The 14,618-nt window shown below is 52.4% G+C and carries 9 protein-coding genes; 3 read left to right on the forward strand and 6 right to left on the reverse strand.

The genetic code is table 11. From position 1 onward, the window contains the following. From DCC81_RS19155 to DCC81_RS19170, 4 genes are all read right to left on the reverse strand, one after another. Nucleotides 1-1,542 (reverse strand): SusD/RagB family nutrient-binding outer membrane lipoprotein, encoded by a 1,542-nt coding sequence (locus DCC81_RS19155; protein ID WP_165806649.1) that lies wholly within the window; start codon nucleotides 1,540-1,542, stop codon nucleotides 1-3. A gap of 10 nt (nucleotides 1,543-1,552) precedes the next feature. Continuing rightward, nucleotides 1,553-4,792 carry a SusC/RagA family TonB-linked outer membrane protein gene (locus tag DCC81_RS19160; RefSeq protein WP_108688179.1) on the reverse strand — a complete coding sequence of 1,080 codons (3,240 nt, stop codon included), beginning with the start codon at nucleotides 4,790-4,792 and terminating at the stop codon, nucleotides 1,553-1,555. A gap of 229 nt (nucleotides 4,793-5,021) precedes the next feature. Continuing rightward, nucleotides 5,022-5,996, reverse strand: coding sequence for a FecR family protein (locus DCC81_RS19165; RefSeq protein ID WP_108688180.1), 975 nt, complete (start codon nucleotides 5,994-5,996; stop codon nucleotides 5,022-5,024). A gap of 44 nt (nucleotides 5,997-6,040) precedes the next feature. Further along, a complete protein-coding gene (locus DCC81_RS19170) occupies nucleotides 6,041-6,598 on the reverse strand; it encodes an RNA polymerase sigma factor (protein ID WP_108688181.1) in 558 nt (185 codons plus the stop codon). Nucleotides 6,599-6,806: 208 nt separating this feature from the next. On the opposite strand from DCC81_RS19170, the gene DCC81_RS19175 reads away from it, so the two are divergent. Together DCC81_RS19175 and DCC81_RS19180 are read left to right on the forward strand one after the other, a co-directional pair. Then, on the forward strand, nucleotides 6,807-7,934 hold the full coding sequence (locus tag DCC81_RS19175) for a helix-turn-helix domain-containing protein (protein WP_165806650.1): 1,128 nt from the start codon (nucleotides 6,807-6,809) through the stop codon (nucleotides 7,932-7,934). 73 nt (nucleotides 7,935-8,007) lie between these two features. Next, nucleotides 8,008-10,878, forward strand: a complete 2,871-nt coding sequence (locus DCC81_RS19180; RefSeq protein ID WP_133177724.1) for a M1 family aminopeptidase — start codon at nucleotides 8,008-8,010, stop codon at nucleotides 10,876-10,878. Nucleotides 10,879-10,935: 57 nt separating this feature from the next. On the opposite strand, the gene DCC81_RS19185 is transcribed toward DCC81_RS19180, so the two are convergent. Both DCC81_RS19185 and DCC81_RS19190 read right to left on the reverse strand, forming a co-directional pair. After that, on the reverse strand, nucleotides 10,936-12,093 hold the full coding sequence (locus tag DCC81_RS19185; RefSeq protein WP_108688184.1) for an alginate lyase family protein: 1,158 nt from the start codon (nucleotides 12,091-12,093) through the stop codon (nucleotides 10,936-10,938). A 473-nt stretch (nucleotides 12,094-12,566) separates the two neighbouring features. Further along, nucleotides 12,567-12,950, reverse strand: coding sequence for a VOC family protein (locus DCC81_RS19190; RefSeq protein ID WP_108688185.1), 384 nt, complete (start codon nucleotides 12,948-12,950; stop codon nucleotides 12,567-12,569). A 234-nt stretch (nucleotides 12,951-13,184) separates the two neighbouring features. Between DCC81_RS19190 and DCC81_RS19195 the strand changes: the two genes are divergently transcribed. Then, nucleotides 13,185-14,393: a DUF4272 domain-containing protein gene (locus DCC81_RS19195; RefSeq protein ID WP_108688186.1), complete on the forward strand. Its 1,209-nt coding sequence runs from the start codon at nucleotides 13,185-13,187 to the stop codon at nucleotides 14,391-14,393. Nucleotides 14,394-14,618 lie beyond the last annotated feature (225 nt).

Raw genomic sequence — 14,618 nt, forward strand, 5'->3', positions numbered from 1 at the left:
TTATTGTTTATCCCACCATACCGGTTGCATCCAGTCGTTCTTACCACCGATGCGGCCAATGGCGTCGTTATAATTTTGCGTGTTATTAAAGGCTTCTGTGCTGGGGTAAAAGAGCCGGAGGTATGGCTTGGAACCCGTCTCAGATTCCCCGCCCACATCATCCACTGCTGCCAGTACCGGGTATCCGCTGCGGCGTTGGTTGGCAAAAGCCTCGTACCCATTCGGGAACAGGGCCACCCATTTTTGCATATTGATCTGCTCAATGGCTTTAGTGGCGTCTAACGGGTGCGCCTGTACGAAATTGTCCACCTCAGTGCCGCTCACCGGGACCATGCCGGGGTACATGTCCAGCTGCTGCATGGCATCGCGGATGCCTGCCTGGTAGTGGGCATTGGCATCTTCCGCTATCCAGCCACGAGAGGCAGCTTCCGCCAGCAGGAACTCTGTTTCTGCAATACCCATGTGCAGGAAGGGGGCCTGCAGTTGATAGAAGGGCGGCGCTATCAGCGTGTACTTGTTACCCTGGGGAATATCTGTGCCATCTGCCGCGATGAAGTCTGCCCAGTCATCCCACCAGTACAGGCCTGGCTTGATGGACAGGTAGTTTGTCTTGCTGGTAATGTCCTTGCCGTTTGCATCCCTGTTTACAAAGAAAGCGGCAATGCGCGGATCATTTTCCTGCTTCAGGTAGTCCACAAAGGTATTGCAGCCAATGGTATAATTGTAGGTCTGCTCTTCCTGCAAGGCCTGGCTGAGGCCATTGCCACGCAGGTCCGGGAAGTTGTAAGCTTCGTGCACCATGCGGAAATTATCTTCCGCTGTTTGCATTACACCAGCGGCTACGGCCTTTTTTACCTGGGCTTCCGCGGTAGCGGCATCTCTTTTGGTAAGGCGCATGGCCAGGCGGAGGCGCAGGGAATTGGCCAGGTGTTTCCATTTGCCAAGGTCCCCATTGTACACAATATCATTGTCAATGGCTTCACTGTTAGCATTGAATTGCGCGGTGGCTTCATCCAGTTCTTTGAAAAAATCGTTGTAGATATCCTGTTGCTTGTCATAGGCAGGGGTATATACTTTTTCATAGTAAGCCTGGCCTGCCTGCGTGTAAGGGATATCACCATAGTTGTCGGTGAGTACAGAGAAGATGTACACTTTCAGGATGCGGCCCGCGGCGGCATAGTTCACCAGTGCAGTATCACCTTTGATACGTTCCAGCATGTCTACCAGCTGCTTGCCGCTTTTGCCATAGAAGGTTTCCCACACCCGGTCATTGTAGAAATCATTGCGGATATACTTGGTGCCGGAACGCATGCCCCAGCTGCCATTTACATACTGCACCCTGGGTAGCATCAGGTACAGGTTAGGATAACCCATTTCACGGCCACCATCCAGGTAATAAGCGGCAGATGCCAGTTGCTGCCCCGGCGCTATACTGGCGCCTTTGGTGGGATCTGTATTGATGGTATCGAAGTTCTTGGTGCAACTGCTGAAGAACAATGCCGTACCTAAAAAGAGAAGGGAAGTATGCTTGTTACGTCTCATTGTTTCCAGTTTAGAATTTTGCAAAAAGATTAAGACCATAAGAGCGGCGGGTAGGCAGGGACCCATATTCAAATCCTTGCCCGTTACCATTGTTGTAGCTGGACTCCGGGTCTACGTTCGGTACGTGTTTGCTGATGGTGATCAGGTTGCGTGCTACCACGGAAAGAGACAACTCCCTCAGGATACTGCCGCTGAACATGGATTTAGGAAATGTATAATCCAGGCTCATGGAGCGGATCTTTACAAACGATGCATCATAGATAAAAGGCTCCGGGATGTTGTCTGTAACCCGCTGCCAGTAAGCCTGGGGGCTTACAAAGGCTGTGACGTCCCTGTACACGGCCTTGCCATTTGCGTCTGTACCGGTCTGTTGTACCCCACTCACCGGCAGGCCGCCGGTCACCGTCCATTCTTCCGGTGTTTTATTCGCAGCCAGCCTTGCTTTTTCTGAGGCGGCCCATCCTTCACGGCCTTGCAAAGTGCCCTTCTGGCGGCCGTTTGCGTAGGCCAGCAGGTTGGTCATGGAGTAGATATTGCCACCTTGTTTTACATCCAGCAGCACATTCAGCGAGATGTTTTTATATGTGAAACGGTTAGCCAGGCCGCCTATCCATTTGTACTGGCCATTGCCCAGTTTCTGGTCCACGGCATCATACTGCGGGAGGTTGTTGGCATCGAGGACCATTTTACCCGCGTCGTTCCGCAGGAACTTGCGGCCTACGATGGTACCGTATTCATCGCCTTCTTTTGCCACGATGCTGGCGTTGGCCCAGCGGGCGGATGCCAGGGTGTAATAGCCCGATACCAGGGGACTGAGTGCCAGGATCTTATTGCGGTTACGCGCATAGTTGAGGCTCACGTCCCACGTGAAGTGCCTGGTGGCAACCGGCTTCAGGGCCATCGTTACTTCCAGCCCGCGGTTGCGGATGTTGCCGGAATTGATCACCGCCGTGGTATAGCCGCTGGTGGTAGAGATAGGCGCACTCAGGATCTGGTTGCGGGTGTTGGATTGATACCAGGTTACATCCAGGTTCACCCGGTTGTTGAAGAATACCAGGTTGGTGCCAGCTTCGTATGATTTGCTGATGCTGGGCTTCAGGTCTTTGAACGGTACTTTATCCACTGCCACGCCACCAATGGCATAGCCGCCTACAGAAGGCATGTCCGGGTTGCTGCCGTAAGTGAGGTTAAGCTGGTAAGGGTCAATGGCGTCTGTACCGGTTTGCGCCAGGGAAAAGCGCAGTTTACCAAAATCCAGCACGCTGTTCTTATGTATCAGCTCAGAGAAGACGAAGCTGCCGGATACCGATGGATAGAAGAAAGCGTTATTGCCCGCCGCCAGCGTGGATGACCAGTCATTGCGCCCGGTGATATCCAGGTACAGCATACTTTCGTAAGCCAGGTTGATGGCGCCATATACAGAGTTGATGCGCTTCTGCCCCAGCACTTCATTACTGAGTTTTGTCTGGAAGTTATTGATGCTTTTCACGCCCATGGTGCTGATATCGCGGCCGGTGGTGTTCAGCAGGTTTTCATGGAAGTCCATGCGGTTCATACCGAGGTTAGCACCCGTCCAGAATTTTTTGATCTGCTTGCCGTAGTTGATCATCAGTTCACTGTTCACCTCGCGCAGGGTGCGGTCTTTCATATTCAGGGCGCCCGTAGTGTTGAAGGGCGTGGAATATTCCATGAATTCACGGAAGCTGAATTTGGAATAGTCTTCACCGGTACGGCCCTGGACAGACAGGTAGGGAAGCAGCTGGTATTTCAGTAATACAAAGCCGTTGAGGCGGTCCTGCACGCTGTTGTTAGGCTGCTCATTGATGGCCCAGTAAGGGTTTACCTGGTAGGTGTTATTGTTCCAGTTAATGTAATAACCAGTAGCAGGGTCCTTATAGTCTTTCAGCCAGTCAATGTTAATATTGGGTGCTACGCCACTCAGCACATAGCCAATGTTGTTCGGATTGTCAGAAAGCGCAGGGCGGTTGTCCACGTTTTCGTTGAGGTAAGCGATCTTGGCATCCATGCTCAGTTTATCCGTGAGCTGGGAAGTACCGCGCAGCGAAAAGTTATGACGGGTAAGGCCACTCTTAGGCACAATATCATCGTTATGAATATTGGTGTAGGTAAAGCGCAGCTGTGTTTTATCTGTGCCGGTGGCCAGCGCTACGGAGTTGGTAAGGGTAAGGCCGTTGCGGAAGAAATGCTGGATATTATTGTGCGCATTCACATAAGGAACTTTATTGCCGTTCCATAGCCACACCATGCTGTCTGCATTGAATTTTGGGCCCCAGCTGGCCTGGGAGTAACCGCGTGCAGTGGCTACATCCCGCGGTAGCAGGCCATCACGGCCGCTGCCGTATTCCTGTTGGAAGTCATAACTGTCCACCAGTTTTTCCACTACTGCATTGGACGTAAATTCTACTTCCAGTCCTTTGCGGCTGCCTTTCTTGGTAGTGATGAGGATCACACCGTTTGCCGCGCGGCTACCATACAATGCTGCCGCCGCGCCACCTTTCAGTACAGAGATCGTGGCTACTTCATCGGGGTTGATGATGGAAGAACCATCACCCAGGTCGTAACCACCATAAGTGTCTGCCTGGCCGGGAGAGGAGTTGTTGATGGGAATACCATCTATCACATACAAAGGCTGGTTATCGCCCCCTATCACCTTTACACCGCGCAGGGTCACCTTCACAGAGCCGCCTACACCACTATTGGTGGTGTTTACATCCAGGCCCGCCACTTTGCCGCTCAGTGCTTCAATGGGGTTGGTTTCCCGCACTTTGGTAAGCTCACTGCCCTTCACATCCGTGAAAGCATAGCCCAGGGAGCGCTGCACGCGGCCAATACCCAGTGCTGTTACTACCACCGTGTTCATGTCGATGGTGCGCGGCGTGGAAGTGTCAGGCATGGTGGCAGCGTGGGTTTCGGCCGGCTTAATGATGATATGGGCGCCCACTGCCTTAAATGTATACTGGTTACCGGGAAAGAGTAATTGCAGTACGTGGCTGATGGTAGTCTTTTGCTGGTGGATGGTATAAGTGTTCTTGTTGGCGATCACCTGGTTAGGATAGGCAAAGGAAACGCCTGCCTGCTTTTCAATCAGTTCCAGGATGGCAGTGGCGGGCTGGTTGGCCACGTCCAGCGATATTTTGTGCGACAGTACGTCTGTTTTATCCTGCGCACGGGATGGCAGCACAAAGCCTAGCAGCATGCAAAGCAGGAGCGTACAGGGAAAATTTTTCATGTTGCAGCGTGTTTTAAATGCATGAGAAACACAATTACGGGGCGTGCCATTCCGCTAGCACGAAGCGGGCAGGTAGGCCAAAGCCTGCGCCATAGCGGTTGCGGAAGGGCAATACGATTTAGTGCGGCTACCGCCGCATGGTTGATAACATCGATAAAAAATGTTCAGCGAATAAATCCTGGTCTATTTCTCTACAGTAAATCCATGGAACAGTGTTCCGGCGTGGCTTTTATTTGTTAGTAAATATGTACTGAGTGTCAGACACCTGGCTTGCGTGCCGGTCCAGCATTTCGCCCATTACAGGAAGGGCTTCGCTGAGCGGGACGTTGTTGAACCGGATGGTGATGCGTTTCCGGAGCAAGGTGCTGTCATGGAGTGCCAGGCTTACGTGGTAATAATCTCCCAGGGTTTGCAGCACCGTGGCTACCGGCTGGTCATTGAAATGCAGGTCATGGTTGCTCCATCCGCAGCGGTAGGCATAATTTCCGGGCTGCAGGGTCACCTGGTCGTCCTTTATAACCGCCTGCTGGCCGGCGGTGAGCATCACCGGTGGTGCAGCATCGTGCGCCACACTCACTTTGCCATCCAGCACGGTTACATCACTGTAGGCGTTGGTCTTTTTCACATTGAAGGAAGTGCCCAGTACACGAACAAGGCCGCCGGCTACGCGCAGTTTAAAGGGGTGCTGCTCATCTTTAGCCACGCGGAAAAACGCCTCCCCATCCAGCAGGATAATATCCCTGGAAGGCCCGTTCATATTGTACCGGAGCGAAGCGCCGGGACGCAGGAATACCTGGCTGCCATCGGACAGTTGCAGTGTGTCTATCGTGTTCACGGGACCGGTATTGCGGTAGGTGGTATAGGCCTCTTCATGGTGTTGCATGTTATGGAAATAGGCGGCCAGCGCCAGCAGGGGAATGGCTACTGCGGCAACTTTCCACCAGGTGTGGCGGGGTTTTATTTTACGTACAGGCGTTCCCGTTTGCGGCAACTGCAATTCATGCCGCAATACTTCCCAGCCGGAAGACTTGTCAAACGCATCCGGTGGCAGGGTAGCGCCGGCATCCCACACTGCCTGCGCTGCCTCGTACTGGGCAACGCGCTCGGGGGAGCCTTTCATCCAGGCTTCAGCCGCTGCCCGTTTCTCCTGGTTTCCAGGATCACAGAGGTACTCTATCACAACCTTATGCAGTTCGTTTTCCATATGCGTATAATGATAAGACAACTGGCAAGCGCCAAACTTTGATGCTATGCTTTATTTTTTTTTGAAAGCAGGATGGGGCGGAGCGCTTTCAGGGCCAGGGAGAGCTGAAAGTAAACGGTATTCAGGGAAATGCCAAGCTGGCTGGCTATTTCAGCCGGCTCCATCCCCTGGATACGGCTCAGGATAAAGATCTCCCGGCACCGGGGTGGCAGGTTGCGGATGTGGCGGAGCAGCTCCTGTTGTAATAATATATAGTCGGCCGTTTCAAAATGGGAGTCCGGGTCGGCATGAAACTGCAGCAGGTCGTCCCCGAGCTGGCGTTGTTGCCGCTTTAGTTCATTGAGGCAGGCATTGGTAATGGAGCGGAAGAGGTAATGGCGCACATTGCCATGAATATCCGGGGGAGGCTCCTGCGTCCACAGGCGCACGAAGAGATTGTGCACCATATCCCTGGACAGGCCACTGTCTTTCAGCCAGCGGAATGCCAGCAGGTAAAGTTCCTCGCTGAAGGCATTGTACAATTGCTGGAATACAAGCGGGTCGTGGTTCCGGAGTCCTTCCGTAACGGCGGCCGCAGAGAGCGGAAATACATCGGTTGCCATTCAAGTAGCGTCAGTGGTAGCATGTAAGTATACAAAAAAAATACGGGTTGATGCTGCTGAATTTTAGCAGGCATAAAAGGCCGGCCACAAGGATTGCAGGAAGGAAGCATTGCCTGTGCATGGTTGAGGTACACGTAAAAACTTGCAGATGCCAGATTTTTACTGGAAATTTATAACAATACATGCACCCAAAAAGATCAGCGGGACGATGAAGTTTTCCAGCATATTCCACACCATATTATTATTAGGCGCCCTGCAGGGATTTATCCTCGGAGTGCTTTTGTTCCGCACCCGCCACCAAAAGCCGGCTAACCGCTTCCTGGCCATGGTACTGTTCCTGCTGGGGCTTTGCAATTGTTATCTCTGGATGAGCGAGACCGATTTCGGGACACCCTGGGTGGGCTTCCTGCTCAATTTTTTCCCCGGTATTATGGTCATGCCGGTGGGACCGCTGATCTATTTTTATATCCGTGCCAATGTGGAACCCGGTTTCCGGCTGTCCAAAAAGCAACGCTGGCATTTTGCACCGGTGATCATCGATTGGGGCCCGCAGCTGATGGCCATCACTTTCATGGCCGGGCTGTTATTGAACCTTACGCCCAACCGCCCCGGGCCCTGGGGGCAGGCCATTGATGATTATAATGTATACGCTGACATTCCCCGCTGGATGTCCGTGAGCGTTTACCTCTGGCTGAGTTACCGTTGTCTTTCCACCCAAACGCAGCTGGATGCGGCCCGCAGGCGGTGGTTCCGGCAGTTCCTTACATGCTTCGGTGCCTTCCAGGTCATCTGGCTTTTATACCTGGTGCCGTACGTGGTACCGGCCACCACCAATTTCATGCTCGATACTTTTGACTGGTACCCGGTGTACATTCCGATGGTAGCGCTGATCTATACACTGGGCATCAAAGGTTACCTGCTGCCCGCCCAGGCACCTGCACCGGTAAAAAAGACGGCAGCGCCACCGGCGGAGGTAGTGCAGGAAGCGATGCCTTTGCTGCAGAAAGCCATGGAGCAGGACAAGCTGTACCTGGACCCTGCGCTGGACCTGGCCTTACTGGCCCGGCACACGGGACTGGCGCCCAAGACCATTTCCGCGGTGCTGAACCAGCATGCACAAAAAAGCTTCAGTGAATATATAAATGGCTACCGCGTGGATGCTTTCCGGCAGAAGGTGGGGGAGGCTGCGTTTGCGCACATGACCATCATGGGTATTGCGTACGAATGCGGCTTTAATTCCCAGGCCACCTTCCAGCGTTGTTTTAAACAGGTCACTGGTGTGTCGCCCCGGGAATATATCAGCCAGTCCAGCGAAAAAAAGCAGCCCATGCATTGAGAATTAGTACTCAAATCCGGATTTGAGTAGTTGCACCGCGTGTGAAATCCTTGTTTTGCTGCAAAAAGGATTCATGCATTTCCGTTTCGTACTTACGCTTTGTTTGTTTTTTTGCGGTATCCGCATGCTGCGGGCCCAGGAAAAATATGTGACCTTTTCCGGCCATGTACAGGAAGCCGGGGGCCATGCCGCCATTCCCGGCGCTACCCTCCAATTGAAAAATGCCGGGGTGGGCACTGCTTGCAATGCAGCGGGTGAGTTTGTATTTAAAGCCCCCGGGCATTTGCTACCCGATTCATTGCTTATTACATCAATGGGTTATCAACCGCTTACCATCGCCCTGCCGGCCAATGGGGCCGCGCTGACGTTGCACCTGGAAAAGGCGGTTGTGCACCTGCCGGAAGTAACGGTTACGGCGGTGGATGGGCTGGCCCTGGTGAAGGAGGCGGTGGCCCGCATTCCCCGGAATTACGACACAGCCGGCGTGCGGCTTACGGCCTTTTACCGAGAATATATCCGCCTGCGCGACGATACACTGAACTATAATGAATCCGTGTTGGATATTTTCAAAACCTACAATACCACGGCCTCGTACAAAGACCAGGTACGGATCGTAAAAGGGCGCAAGGTCCGCACGGATGATCATGGAGACCCGCGCTTTCACAGTTTTATCAGTAACATTACCAACACCGCTTACAGCTCACTGGCAGAAGATATTCAAAAGGTTGCGCTGAGTGAATGGTCGTTCCTGGCGGAGCGGAATTTCCGTTATTATAATTACACCTACCTGGAAACCCTGCAGCAAGGCAGTTCCAGCCTGGTGGTCATTGACATAAAACCCAGGAAGCCGCAAAAAAAAGCGCTGCTTTACGGCACCCTTTACCTGGATGATGCCAGCAAAGCCATTGTGCGTTGCGACTGGGGTATTACGCCGGAGGGCCTGGACTACGTGAACAAGCACGGCAAAGGTGGCGTGGGCTACAGCATCATGTCTTTTATACTGCATGCCACGCTGGATTTTACCAACATCAAAACATCCATGACGTATAAGCCTTACAAAGGCAAGTGGTATTTATCCAGCATGCAGCGGCATTGGAACCTGGACGTGAACAGCCCACGGCGCAATCTTCACCACGCACCCTGGACGGGAGATTTTACCTTGCAAATAACCGGTGTGAATAAGGACAGCACGCGCCCCTTTACCGGCAATGTGGCAGACCGCGTGAACTCCGTGGGTAACCAGATCAGCATGCATACAGATACTGCTTTCTGGGAGCATTATAATTTCATCTTACCGGAACTGCCGGACTCCCTGCGTAAACCCCAGGACAGTGTAACGATGGGCGTTTCGACAGATACCGTGCATATCTCCAACCGGGAAAATGGCTTTACGCTTGCAGATACCCTGCGCGGTATGCTTACGCCGTTGCGTACCTGCTATGATGTAGCGTACTACGACCTCGCCGCCGACATTGACCTTGCACATCATTACCTGCGGGGCAATAACCGCATTAAATTCAAGGTGGTAGCGCCTTTCAGTCGTATGCAGGTGGACCTGTATGCCAATATGAAGATCGATACGATCTTATTCCGTGGCCAACCGGTACCGTACACACGGGCGTTTGACGCGGTGTTTGTACAACTGCCCGTAACGTTGCAAAGCGGGGAAGATGAATTATATATCAGTTATGAAGGCGCGCCCCAGGAAAGCGATGCCCGGAGATCCATGTGGGGCGGTATTTTGTGGGATCATGATGATGAGGGCAATCCATGGGTACAGATGGTGTGCCAGGGGTCCGGGGCCAGTTTGTGGTGGCCCTGCAAAGACCACCAGTCCGATGAACCGGACAGTATGCGGATCCGCATTACGATACCTAATGGCTTTACCGAAATATCAAACGGGCGCCTGATGTCCAAAACCGCTGTAGGCCCGGATAAAACCTGCTTTGAATGGAAAGTGACCTATCCCATCAATAACTACGGCGCCACGTTTTGTTTTGGTAAATACACGCATTGGCAGGACTACCTGGTGCGTAATGGACAGGATACGCTGACCCTTGATTATTATGTGCTGCCCTGGCACGAGCAACGGGCCCGGGAAATGTTTGCCCAGGTGAAGCCCATGCTGAAGGCATATGAGCGCGATTTTGGCCCGTATCCTTTCCCGCGGGATGGCTTTACGCTGCTGGAGAGCCCTTACCAAATGGAGCACCAGAGCGGGGTGTGCATTGGTAAAGTGTTAAAAGACAGCAACGCTGTTTTTTTTCCGACCGTCCTGTGGCACGAGGTAGCGCATGAATGGTGGGGCAATGCCATCACCGTAAAAGATATTGCAGATATGTGGGTGCATGAAGCGTTTGCCACTTATGCAGAGTCCCTGTTTGTAGAAGACCGCATGGGACGTGCTGTTGCCATAGAATACAGTAATGCGGAACGCGGCAGTGTGAAGAATAAAGAACCCATTACCGGGGTGTACAATGTAAACCACATCCACTACGACATTGGTGATATGTACAGCAAAGGCAGTTTACTGCTGCACACCTTCCGCAGTGTATTAAATGACGATGCCCGCTGGTTTGCATTGTTGCGGGATATACAGGCGCATTTCCGCTACCAGACCCTCTCTTCGGACGAACTGGTAAACTACATCTGCCGGCAAACCGGCAAAGATCTTCATGCTTTCTTTGATCAATACCTGAAGCACACCAGCATTCCTGTACTGGAATACAGCCTGCGGCAACAGGGGGCATCGTTACAGCTACGCTACCGTTGGAAAGCCGATGAAGCGGGTTTTAATATGCCGGTAAGAGTGAGTAGCGCGCCGGGTAAAACCGCGTTCATTTATCCAACCACCAGCTGGAAAACCATCACCATCCCACATCTACAGGCAGATGACTTTGCGGTAGATGAAGATCATTTCTATATTGCCACGCGGCAACTTTAACGGCAACAGGGCAGCGGTAATGGCTGCCCTGTTGAAAAATTGTACCAGGTGTGATCATTAAAACCCGCTCACGCTCACGTTGTAGTGCGTGTAAGTGGTAAAGCCCAGGAAAGTCTTGTCTGCTGTGAGTCCCAGCGGATCCTGCAGGCCACGCAGGTAGTTCAGGTTAGCCGTATTGTAATGATGGTTTGCTACCTCGGTGCCAGGGAATACCGGGCTGGAAGTGGAGCATACGCCGCAATAAGCGCCGGTGTAGGCAGTGCGCATGAAGTCGTATCCTTTGCTCAGCAAGCTGCTGTTGTAAGTCCATAGGGAGTTGTCGCCCTGGATGGTGGCTATTTCCGCTGCGTACGCAAATGCGGTGAGAGAATACTGGTAGTGCACGCAGTCGTTGCGGTCGCACATTTCATTGATATAGCCGTTGGAGCCAATGATGATGGGCATGTATTGGGTGATAGCGTCGTAGCCGTTCTGGTATACCGTTGCACTGTTCAGGAATACGCCGATGGCCATTTTAGCATAGCCCATGGAAGCATTCCAGTTATTGTTATACACCGGGGTGTTGTTGATATAGTTGTTCTTTACGTTGTTCAGGTAGTTGTTAAACTGGTTGATATCAGTTTGAGACCATCCGCTGCCGGTGGCGCCATTGATCTTGTAGTAGCGCATGATCTCTGCGGCGGCTACGAAGCTGGGCGTGGTCCAGGAGGCTTCCAGGGAAGGCTGGTACTGGTTGGTGGTGCTGCTTTTCAGCGCGTAGTTCTGGAAGGTGTAGGCCCAGCCGTTGAGGATCTGGATACATTGCTGCGCATAGGTAGCAGTACCGGTCTTAGCCCAGCGAAGCGCCAGGGCATAGGCCAGTACGGCATCGCGGCGGATCTGGTCTTTGGAGGGGGAGGAGTCGCCATTGGAGCCTACCACCACCGTGGAATAGAAAGAGGTGGGCACAGACTGGCTATTTACAAAATCCAGTACTTTCTGGTAGGCATTGAGGCGGTCGGTGTTGCCACTGTTGGCCTGCCCGCCGATGTAGTCAAGGCTGGCGGTAGTATTGATCACGCCAGGGTGCACAAAGGAGGTAATAGCGGCGGGCCTGGATACCTGGTCGCCCTGGGTTTTGGGGCTTGCAGCCTGCTTGCTGCAGCTGACATACAACACGGCTGACAACACCAGGATGAAGCTCATGGTAGATACATACAGGATGTTCCTTTTCATAATCTGGAATTTATGGTTTGAGGTTTGAAAAAACGATGCTCAATAAAGTAAATGGTGCGTATGGGCAATGGTAGGCCGGGTTGCGTGCGGGTAATGCGCGCAAAGGGCAGTGAAACGTTACGGTTAGTATGGATACGAGAAGGCCTGTAGCGGCTGCGCGCTTTACGTGTCTGATCCGGGCTTTACTATTGAAAAATGTAAAAGCGTGTAGGTGGTAGTGCTAATGTGATAAAAGTACTTGCTCGTGGAATTTATAAGATCAAAGTACGGGCAGTGCCGGGGATTTAACTAATATTTCAGCAGGTTTATTTACGAAATCGTTTTCGGAGAAAGCACTGCTGGCATTGGGTTTGGGCACGAAATCGTTTTCGTAAAAGGAGGGAGCGGTGCGCCTGCCAGGAGCACCGCGTATTTGGATTTGGTTGTGGATCTTGCTTCCTTTAAAGCAGGTAGATCAGCCCCTTATGTAGGTCTTACTGCTTATCGATGGGCTCCCATAGTTCGATCTTATTGCCTTCTGCATCGAGGATGTGCACGAACTTGCCGAAGTCGTATGTGGCTATTTCATCGAGCACAGTTACATTTTCTTTTTTGAGCTCGGCTACAAGGGCTTCCAGGTTTTCAACGCGGTAGTTGATCATGAAATCTTTTGAGGAAGGCTCAAAGTATTTGCTCTTTTCTGCAAAGGGGGTCCAGAGGGTTTGGCCTTTTTTCGTAGAGTCTGTGTCTTCCCGCCAGGTGAAGGTGGCGCCGTAGTCGCCGGCGTCTATTCCCAGGTGGGTCTTGTACCAAAGTTTTGTTTGTTGGGGATCTTTGCATTTGAAGAAGATACCGCCAATGCCTGTTACGCGTTTCATGGGTGCGGGGTGTTTACTTGATTTGTTTAAAATGTTGTTAAGGGCGAACCCGGAGATGAACGAGGTTGCGATAACTAAAAGTAGGAATGTTTTTTTGATCATATGTTAAGGATTTTTGAACAAAGATACACGCCCGGGGCTATCGTCTCACAACGGGCGGCGGGCGATGCGATAGGCCTTACGGAAATCCCATTTGTTTCCTAACTTGCTCTTTCACCCAGTTTACCAGGCAGCATGGAAACCTACACACTTTACTTTCACAGGCCCGATTACGAAGGCCTCCTCGCCAAGGCCCGGGAAGCCTTTCCCCAGGCCAGGATCCGCAACCAGGTGCAAGACGGCTCTCAAAAGATAGAAATAACCACCACTTCCGGTTTCCTGGGTAGGCGCCGCTTCCTGGACATTAGTTACCGCCAGCGGGAGCAGCCAGGCTACCAGTTGCAGCGCGCTACCTGCCCGGTTACCGCGCAGCTCATGGGTATGTACAATTTCGTAGCCGGTATCGAGGCACAAGACAGTGCGGTGAAGGAGCGCCTGCTCCGGAAGATACAGACAATAAACGCAGAAGTTGCTATCAGCCTGGGACCGGACCTGTCTGCGGCATTTCAGGAATTTTTGCAACAGCTGGCCCGGGACTATGACGCTGTTCTTTTCGCAAACGTTAAAACATCGCTCAATAAAACCGGTGTGCCGCAATTCCAGGACAGCCGGTTCCGCAACATCATGGACGCGGAAGGGAGTACCGGTGACGGCGAGATAAATATACAGATTGACAGTAAGTATTTCGACGGGCAAAAGCCTGCCACGGATGCGCAGTTGGCACGTAAAGCCGCCACCGAGGCGTTGTTGCGGGAAAAAGGGATCCGCGTGAATACCCATTTGCCTTGCGTGCCGGATGCCGGGGAGACGAACCTGCGCGCCCAGGAAACTATTATTGAAAGAGCGTATGCATTGCTGGTTACCGCCGCCCTGGGTGCCGGCGTGCCGAAGGAGCGCCTGGATGGCACCCGTAAGGAGTTTGACGTGAAGGAACTCTCTCCGGAAGAGGACCGGTACTACCAAATGGCGCAATTGGATGCCAAAGCGGTTTCATTATGCGCCTGGCGTTATGAAAGCCTGAACGTGCTGCTTTGGGCGCTGGGGTTGGTAAAAGACCTGGCATATCCGGAACAGATATGCGATGTGGATGGTATCATTGCACTTATGCTCAGGCAACCGCGCACCATGATGACGTTTCAATCCCGCCCGCGTAGCGTGGATGAGATACTGGATGCCCTGGACCAAACATACCGTATGCACTGGGCTTGCGTGCAGGCGCGCCTGGAGCAGCAGGCACCCGGGGGAAATCTGAACGCTGATGTGGTATATGAAAGGCATTATGCGCTTAACTGGCTGGTGCGGTACCAGGAGCAGGATTGGGATGAGGTGACAACGAATACGTGACGTAGTATATGCATTAGCTGCAACAGCGAAAAATGGTATACATGTATCGAGGTGGAACCGTTGATGGCGTCGCTGGATTAGATGGTAAGTTCATTGCCGCTGCTCTCCGCAGCGGTTTTTTTCTTCCTGCAGGATGTGATGAACGGATTATTAAATATTAACCTAAAAGTATAACTTGTTGGCGTGAATGTTTTTTATCGCTGCCTATTATTTCTAATGCCAACC

It is taken from the genome of Chitinophaga parva (assembly GCF_003071345.1).
Taxonomy (GTDB): Bacteria; Bacteroidota; Bacteroidia; order Chitinophagales; family Chitinophagaceae; genus Chitinophaga; species Chitinophaga parva.